At 60.6% G+C, this 7,762-nt stretch carries 4 protein-coding genes; 2 read left to right on the plus strand and 2 right to left on the minus strand.

The window, feature by feature from the left end; translation table 11 throughout:
* Positions 1–23 precede the first annotated feature (23 nt).
* A complete protein-coding gene (locus VGN68_RS02500) occupies positions 24–2,642 on the plus strand; it encodes a TonB-dependent receptor (protein WP_327473614.1) in 2,619 nt (872 codons plus the stop codon).
* 115 nt (positions 2,643–2,757) lie between these two features.
* On the opposite strand, the gene VGN68_RS02505 is transcribed toward VGN68_RS02500, so the two are convergent.
* Complete coding sequence (locus VGN68_RS02505) at positions 2,758–5,766, minus strand: TonB-dependent receptor (RefSeq protein WP_327473616.1); 3,009 nt, start codon at positions 5,764–5,766, stop codon at positions 2,758–2,760.
* A gap of 437 nt (positions 5,767–6,203) precedes the next feature.
* On the opposite strand from VGN68_RS02505, the gene folE reads away from it, so the two are divergent.
* On the plus strand, positions 6,204–6,806 hold the full coding sequence (gene folE, locus VGN68_RS02510) for a GTP cyclohydrolase I FolE (protein ID WP_293703000.1): 603 nt from the start codon (positions 6,204–6,206) through the stop codon (positions 6,804–6,806).
* Between the two features lie 241 nt (positions 6,807–7,047).
* On the opposite strand, the gene rplI is transcribed toward folE, so the two are convergent.
* Positions 7,048–7,683, minus strand: a complete 636-nt coding sequence (gene rplI, locus VGN68_RS02515; protein ID WP_327473623.1) for a 50S ribosomal protein L9 — start codon at positions 7,681–7,683, stop codon at positions 7,048–7,050.
* Positions 7,684–7,762: the final 79 nt, after the last annotated feature.

A 7,762-nucleotide genomic window follows, 5' to 3' on the forward strand; every position in this document is an offset into this window, starting at 1 on the left:
ACCGGTTTGGAGAGAGAGACATCATGACTTTGCGCAACCTTTTGCTGGGCGCCACGATGCTGTGTGCCAGCGCTACCCCCGTCATCGCTTTTGCCCAGGACGCCGCCCCCGCGGATGATACGGCGGTTGCAATCGACGACACCGACTATGGCAATGACATCATCGTCACCGCGTCGAAGCGGTCGCAGACGTTGCAAGATACCCCGGTTGCCGTTTCGGTCACCTCCGCGGCGCAGCTGGAGGAATCGCAGATCCGCGATCTTATCGACCTGCAGACCGCCGTCCCCAGCCTGCGCGTGTCGCAGCTCCAGTCGAGCGCCAACACCAATTTCATCATCCGCGGCTTCGGCAATGGTGCGAACAACGCCGGCATCGAACCGTCGGTCGGCGTGTTCATCGACGGCGTCTATCGCTCGCGTTCGGCTGCGCAGATCGGCGACCTTCCCAATGTCGAGCGCATCGAAGTGCTGCGCGGTCCGCAGTCGACCCTGTTCGGCAAGAACGCATCGGCGGGCGTGATCAGTATCGTGACGCAAAAGCCGCAGTATGAATTCGGCGGCTCGGCCGAAGTCACCTATGGCAATTTCAACGCCATCACCGTCAAGGGCGACGTGACCGGCCCGATCAGCGAGACCGTCGCTTTCTCGATCGGCGGCAGCTACAACCGCCGCGACGGTTATGCGCAGGATCTGAATCTCGACACCGACGTAAACGATCGCAACCGTTGGGGGGTGCGTGGCCAGTTGCTTTTCGAACCGACCGACGCGCTGTCGATCCGCCTGATCGGCGACTATGACAAGATCGACGAAAATTGCTGCATCGCGGGTAACGTCATCGCCGGCCCGACGATCGGGATCACCAACGCCCTGGTCGGCGGCCCCAGCGTCGATGCCAACAACCCCTTCTCGTTCGACGTCTACAACAATTTCCTGTCGACGAACGAGATCGAAAATTACGGCGGTTCGGGGCAGATCGACTATGATCTGGGCAACCTCGCTCTGACCTCGATCACCGCGTACCGCAAGGTCAAGGCGCTCACCAACCAGGATTCGGACTTCACCAGTGCCGACCTGATCGGCGAGAACAGCCAGGATCTGGGGATCGATACCTTCACCCAGGAACTGCGCATCACGTCCGACTTCGACGGCCCGCTCAACTTCCTGCTCGGTGGCTATTATTTCAACGAGAAGATCAAGCAGAAGAACGATATCCGCTTCGGCACTGATTTCCGCGATTATGGCAATGCGCTGATCCAGGCGGCCAGCGGTGGCGCGCTGAGCGTACCGTTGCTTGAGGGAACCTTTGGCGCGCTGGAAGGCGCTCCCGCGCGTTATGTCGGTACCTTCTTCCGTGCCGGTGATGGTCTTGACGAGGCGTACCGCCTGAAGGACGAAGCCTTTTCGATCTTTGGCACCGTCGATTTCGAGGTGACCGACCGGCTGACGCTGTCGCTGGGCGGCAACTACACCAAGGATCGCAAGAATTTTTCGACCAATGTGATCAGCACCGACACCTTCTCGGGCATCAACCTGGATGCGCCGCAATTTGCACCGTTCCGCAACCAGCTGATCCTGGGCGGCGCATTGCAGCAGGCGGGAGTCAATCCGAACAATCCGGCAGCAGTCGCAGCGTTCGCTACCAATCCCGCCACGGCGCCGATTTTCCAGCAGTTCGTGGCTTTTGCGGCCGCCAACCAGAACAACCCGGCGGCGAACCCGCTCGGTGGGCTGCGAGCTTTCCAATTCCTGCCGCCGTTCCTGAACGTCCCCAATTCGGTTGAGGATGGCAAGACCCGCGACAGCGATTTCTCGTACAGCGTCCGCGCGGCTTATGAAGTGACCGACACGGTCAATGTCTATGCGACCTATGCGACTGGCTTTAAGGCAAGCTCGGTCAACCTGTCGCGCGACAGTCGTCCGTTGGCGTCGGATCTTGCGGCGATCACCGCCGCTGGACTTCGCACGCCGAACCTTGCAACGGGATCGCGCTTTGCGGCTCCTGAAGAATCGACGGTTTATGAGTTCGGCCTGAAAGGCCAGTGGGACGTTGCGGCGGTCAACATCGCGGTGTTCAAACAGTCGATCAAGGGTTTCCAGTCGAACGTGTTCACCGGCACCGGCTTTGCGCTGGCCAATGCCGGCAAGCAGTCGACGTTTGGTATCGAGTTCGATGGTTCGGTGCGGCCGGTCGAGGGACTCAATCTGACGCTGGCAGCGACCTATCTCGACGCCAAGTACGACAGCTTCGTCAACTCGGCCTTCGGCGACATCTCGGGCACCACGCCTGCGGGTATCCCCGCGCTGTCGATGTCGATGGGCGCCACCTACACGCATGAATTTGCCGGTGGGACCAAGGCGATCGCGCACGTCGATTATGCCTACGAAAGCCCGGTCCAGATCGTCGAAGGCCTGAGTGGCTTCCCGGCGGGCGTCGTCGAAAGCCTGCAGCGCGAGGTGAACTCGCTCAACGCATCGTTCACGATCCGCCTGACCAACGGGCTCGACGTCGGCGTGTGGGGTCGCAACCTGACCAACGCGCAGTATCTGACGACGATCTTCCCGGCGGTGGCGCAGGCGGGCAGCGTGTCGGGCTATCCCAGCCAGCCGCGCACCTATGGCGGCACCGTTCGCTTCAAATTCTGATTGGTTGAGGGGCGGGGCGGTCAAACGCCTCGCCCACCCGATCAGCGGACAAAAGAAAACCCCGGCCTCTCGACGGAGAGGCCGGGGCTTTTTTGTTGGCGTTGCCGCCTTGGCTTTAGAACTTCACGCCCGCCGCGATGCCGTAGCGGCGCGGTTCGAGGGTGAAGATGTTGGTGTAGTTCCCCGACGACTGATCGGTGATGTACAGGCCAGTGACGCTGTTGGCGTCAAAGACGTTCTGGATGAAGCCTTTGACATACCATTTGTCGTCGGCGCCGTTCAACTGCAGCTGGGCATTGACCTGAGCATAGCCTTTGATCCGGTTGACGTTGCCGTTGAAGATGCTGCCATAGCTTTCGCCGGTGTAGGCAAGGTCAACGCGCGGGACGAGCGTCATGTCGCCGTTGCCCAGCCGGGCGGTATATTGGACGCCCGCGCTGAACTTGTAGTTCGGTGCCTGCGGCAATTCGTTGCCCTTGATATTGACGGGCACGCCGGCGGAAAAGTAATCGACCCCGCCGAGCGTGACAGGGTTGACGGACAGTCCGGCGACAGGAGCGGGTAGATTGGCAAATGCGCCTGCGGCAGCCGCTTCCAAGACCGAGCAGATGCTGAACGCACCTGTCGAGGCGATGCCGCCATCGGCTGGAAAGGTCGTCGTCGGCTGTAGTCCGGCGCCGCCCTGAACCCCGGGAACGATCCCCAGGTTGATGAGCGTCTGAACACCATTCACGAAGCTGTTGACGCCAGCTGCGTTGCCCGAGCGTGATGCAACGGCGCAGTTTGCGGCGTTGGTGATGTCCTTGATGATCACCGCATCGCCGCGGCCGCCACCAAAGTCACGCGGGTTGCTGGTGAACTTGTCTTCGCTGACCTTGCTGTGCAGGTAGCTGAAGCCCAGGTTGACGACGACATCGGGATCCGGCCGCACGATGGCTTCGGCTTCGAAGCCATAGATGTTGGCGCTGACATTGTCGTTGACCGCGGTGCGGGCGACGATCTTGCTCAGCTGCAGATCCTTATATTTGTAGTAAAAGGCCGTCAGGTTCAGCTGGAGCGCGCCGTTACCGAAGCTGTTCTTCGAGCCGATTTCGAACGCGTCGACCTGTTCGGGCAGGAAGCTTTCGGGCACCGCAAAGATCGGCTGCAGCGGCGGGTTGATGCCGCCCGATTTGTAGCCGCGCGAGTAGGACGCATAGATCAGATTGTCGTCGGTGATCTTGAAATCGAGCACCGCGCGTCCGGTCAGCTTGTTGAATTTGACCGATCGCGCCTGGATGATCTGATTGCCCGGCGTGCCGGGGTCGGCGTCGAACGATCCGACGAACGGCGAATCGAACACCGTGCCGGTCGTGCCGCCGTGCGGCGCCAGGAAGCTGGCCAGCGTCGAGCGCGCCGTCACCGCCTTTTTGTCGTTGTTGTATCGCAGACCGGCGGTCAGTTTCAGCCGGTCGTTGAACTCGAAATAGGCTTCGCCGAACAGACCGTAAGAGGTGATCTTGAGGTCGTCGGTGTTGTTGCGGAAGAATGGCGTCGCGAGGAACGACGGAGGCAGTGGGCCACCGGCGGCCGGGGGATTGGTCGCCGCAGTGAACGCCCCCAACACCCCGGTCAGATAATCGATCGGGAAGGCGTTCACATAATAGCTGTTCTCGGTCAGGTGATAATCGGCATAGATGCCGCCCACCAGGAAGTTGAACGGGCCGTCGAGGTCGCTCGACAAAATGCCTTCGACCGACCAGCTGCTGTTATACTGGTTCGACCGGTCGAACTGCAGCGACTGGTCGCTACAGATCTTGTTGCCGCCGTAGGAGCCATAGCCCGTTTCTTCCGCGAGCGAGGTGCAGAGCTGCCCCGTCGGACCATTGGGAATGATCGCCGCGGCGACCGGCGCGAAATAGGGTGTAAAGCCAGCACCGAGCCCGCCGTTTGCCGCTGCCTGCAACGTCGCCAGACCGCCCGCATAGAGCGCGCGGTTGCCGACGTTGCTGTTATAATCCTGCGATGCGTCCAGCTTGACTTTTTGATACTGGCCCGACACCTGCAGCGAAACGGGGCCGAAATTATGTTCGATCTGGCCCTGAATCGTCAGTTCGCTGGTGAAATAGCTGGGCGTATAGGCGGTGTTCACCGTCCGCGGATCTTCGGGTACCGTCGTGTTGGCATAGACGTCGGGGCCATAGAGGCTGCCGAGCGCAAATGCGGTCGGAATCCCGCGGATCGCCAGAAATTCGCGCGAGGTCAGCGCTGCGGTAAAGGTCGCGTTGCCGTTGAACGGTGAATTGTCGAGGCGCGTGTTCAAGCAGCCCAGGATACCGGTCGGATCGCGCTGACACTGTTGTTTCTGGATGCGCGTGCGCTGGTCTTTTTCGCGGAAATAGGATGCCAGGATGTCGATCGTTGTGTCGTCGCTGGGTTCCCAGCGCAGCGAACCACGGACCGAATAGAGATCGCGGTCGTCGATGCGGGTGTCGAGGAACGTGTTCTTGGTATAGCCGTCGCGGTTCAGGTAGATGCCCGCAACGCGGAATGCCATGGTGTCGCCGAGCGGGATGTTGACCATCGCCTTGCCCTTCATGGAATCATAATTTCCATATTCGGCTTCGGCGGCGGCTTCGAAGGTACCAAGCTTGGGCTTGGCAGTGATGACGTTGACCACACCAGAGGTCGCGTTGCGACCGAACAGCGTGCCCTGCGGTCCGCGCAGCACTTCGATACGTTCCAGATCGTAGAATTCGGTTTCGAACAGGCGGGTCGAAAACAGCGGGTCACCGTTCAGGTGGATTGCGGTCGCGCTGTCGCACGTGGTGCCGACGCACAGATCGCCGATGCCGCGGATGGTAAAGCTGGCGCCGGTAAAGTTGGTTTTTGTAAAGGTCACGTTGGGCAGCGTCAGCTGCAGATCCGACGGGGTCTTGATCTGCTGCGCTTCGAGCGCTTCGGTCGAAAAGGCGCTGACCGCGATCGGCACGTCCTGCAGACGTTCCGACTGGCGCTGCGCCGTGACGACGATTTCGCCGCCGAAAGCGTCGCGTTCCACTTCTTCTGCCGGATCCTGCGCCCATGCCGGTGTCGCCACCGCCATCGCAAGAATCGACGTCCCGATCAGTGCCTTGAACTTCATTTATAACCTCCCTTTTTCGATCCCGCGCGCTGCGGGGCCGCCCAAACTTAAGTTGTGGTAAGGGGAGGGGATAAGACCAGACATGGCAAAGGCTGTCCGACCAGCACGGCCGAAAGCCTATAGGAATCCCTTTTGCCAGCTGTGCTGGTCATCGTCCTCTCCCACCGGCGTCGGGGAAAAACGCCGGCCTCTCCGGATCACGACCCGCTTAGGCGGGTTCTGTAATGCAACCTAAAGGTGCGCTTAGTTGACGCGAGCGTCAAGCCACTTGTTCGATCCGGAAAGTGACATGAAATAGGGCAGTTGCAAAAATGCAAAATGCCAAGTTTCCGCAACGTAAACTTGCGTACCAGTCATTATTGTTGTTGCCCTGCCCTTGTTAATCGAGGCATTCGCACCGAAATGTGCGGCAAGAATGCAACAGTGAAAGTGGGGCGATGAGCGACAGCAGATTTGAATTGGGCGCCGATGGCAAGGTGGTCGTTCCCGACCATGTCGCGGACGCGGTGCGGACGCTGATCGAGTGGGCCGGCGACGATCCGGCGCGCGAAGGGTTGCTCGATACACCCAAGCGCGTCGCGCGCGCATGGAAGGAGTATTGCAGCGGTTATGCCGACGATCCGGCGATCCATCTGGCGCGTACCTTTGAAGAGGTTGGCGGCTATGACGAGCTGGTGCTGCTGAAAGACATTCCGTTCCAGTCACATTGCGAACATCATATGGCGCCGATCACCGGCAAGGCGTCGATCGCCTATATGCCGCGCGACCGCGTCGTTGGCATTTCCAAGCTGGCGCGTGTGCTCAACGGCTATGCGCGGCGATTGCAGGTGCAGGAACGGCTGACCGCCGAAGTCGCGCGCTGCATCTGGGACAATCTGCACCCGCATGGCGTTGCCGTGGTCATCGACGCGCAGCATGGCTGCATGACCGGGCGCGGCGTGCGCACCCCGGGGGTGGGGATGGTGACGAGCCGCCTGCTCGGCTGTTTTCTGGATGACCAGCGTAGCCGCAAGGAAGTGCTGAGCTTGATGGGGTATTGAGGGACGGGGCTGTTCGACGAGCGGGCGGTTATAACGTGATCGTCATCCCGGCGAAGGCCGGGATCTCGCCGGTGTCTCAAATCGGGAGGGTGAGATCCCGGCCTTCGCCGGGATGACGAAATCAAGAAATATCCGCCTGCTATTCTGAAGTTTGCATCGCCGCTCTTGTAGGTAACAAAAAAGGCTCCGGAACGCTGGGTTCCGGAGCCTTTTCTATGTCTTGCAACGAAGCGGAAGGAGATTAGGCCTTGTCGCCCTCTTCGTCCGCAGCGTCGTCGCTGGTTTCGGCAGCGCGTTCCGACGGCGGCGTGGCGTCGTCGAACTCGTCTTCGCTGTCGGGCTCGAGCGCCGTGGCGACGGCTTCGGCCTGTTCTTCTTCGAACATTGCGGCGATGACGTCGATGCCTTGCTTCTGCATCTCGGCTTCATCAGGCGAGCGGGCGACGTTGACGCCGACCGACACGATGACTTCGGGGTGCAGCTTGACCTTGACGTCGACCAGGCCGAGCGCCTTGATCGGGCGTTCCAGCGCGACCATCGACTTGCCGATGTCGGTGATGCCGTCTTCGGCCAGCGCATCAACGATGTCGCGGACCGAAACCGAACCATAAAGCTGGCCGGTGTTCGACGCCTGGCGGATCAGGACGATCTGCTTGCCGTCGATGTCCTTGGCGCGGGCTTCGGCTTCGCTGCGACGTTCGGCGTTGTCAGCCTCGATCTTGCCGCGGTTCGCTTCGAACAGCTTGCGGTTGGTGTCGTTCGCGCGCAGCGCCTTGTTGTTGGGCAACAGGTAGTTGCGGGCAAAGCCGTTCTTGACGTTGACGACATCGCCGATGCCGCCGAGTTTCTCGATGCGTTCGAGCAGAATGATTTCCATCAGACCAGCCCTCCTTACTTCACAATGTAGGGGAGCAGGCCGATGTGGCGCGAGCGTTTGATCGCTTTTGCCAGCTCAC

Source organism: Sphingopyxis sp. (assembly GCF_035998965.1).
Taxonomy (GTDB): domain Bacteria; phylum Pseudomonadota; class Alphaproteobacteria; order Sphingomonadales; family Sphingomonadaceae; genus Sphingopyxis.

Coding starts and splice junctions, on each gene's coding strand:
- VGN68_RS02500 (WP_327473614.1), top strand. CDS start 24: ATGACTTTGCGCAACCTTTTGCTGGGCGCCACGATGCTGTGTGCCAGC.
- VGN68_RS02505 (WP_327473616.1), bottom strand. CDS start 5,766: ATGAAGTTCAAGGCACTGATCGGGACGTCGATTCTTGCGATGGCGGTG.
- folE (WP_293703000.1), top strand. CDS start 6,204: ATGAGCGACAGCAGATTTGAATTGGGCGCCGATGGCAAGGTGGTCGTT.
- rplI (WP_327473623.1), bottom strand. CDS start 7,683: ATGGAAATCATTCTGCTCGAACGCATCGAGAAACTCGGCGGCATCGGC.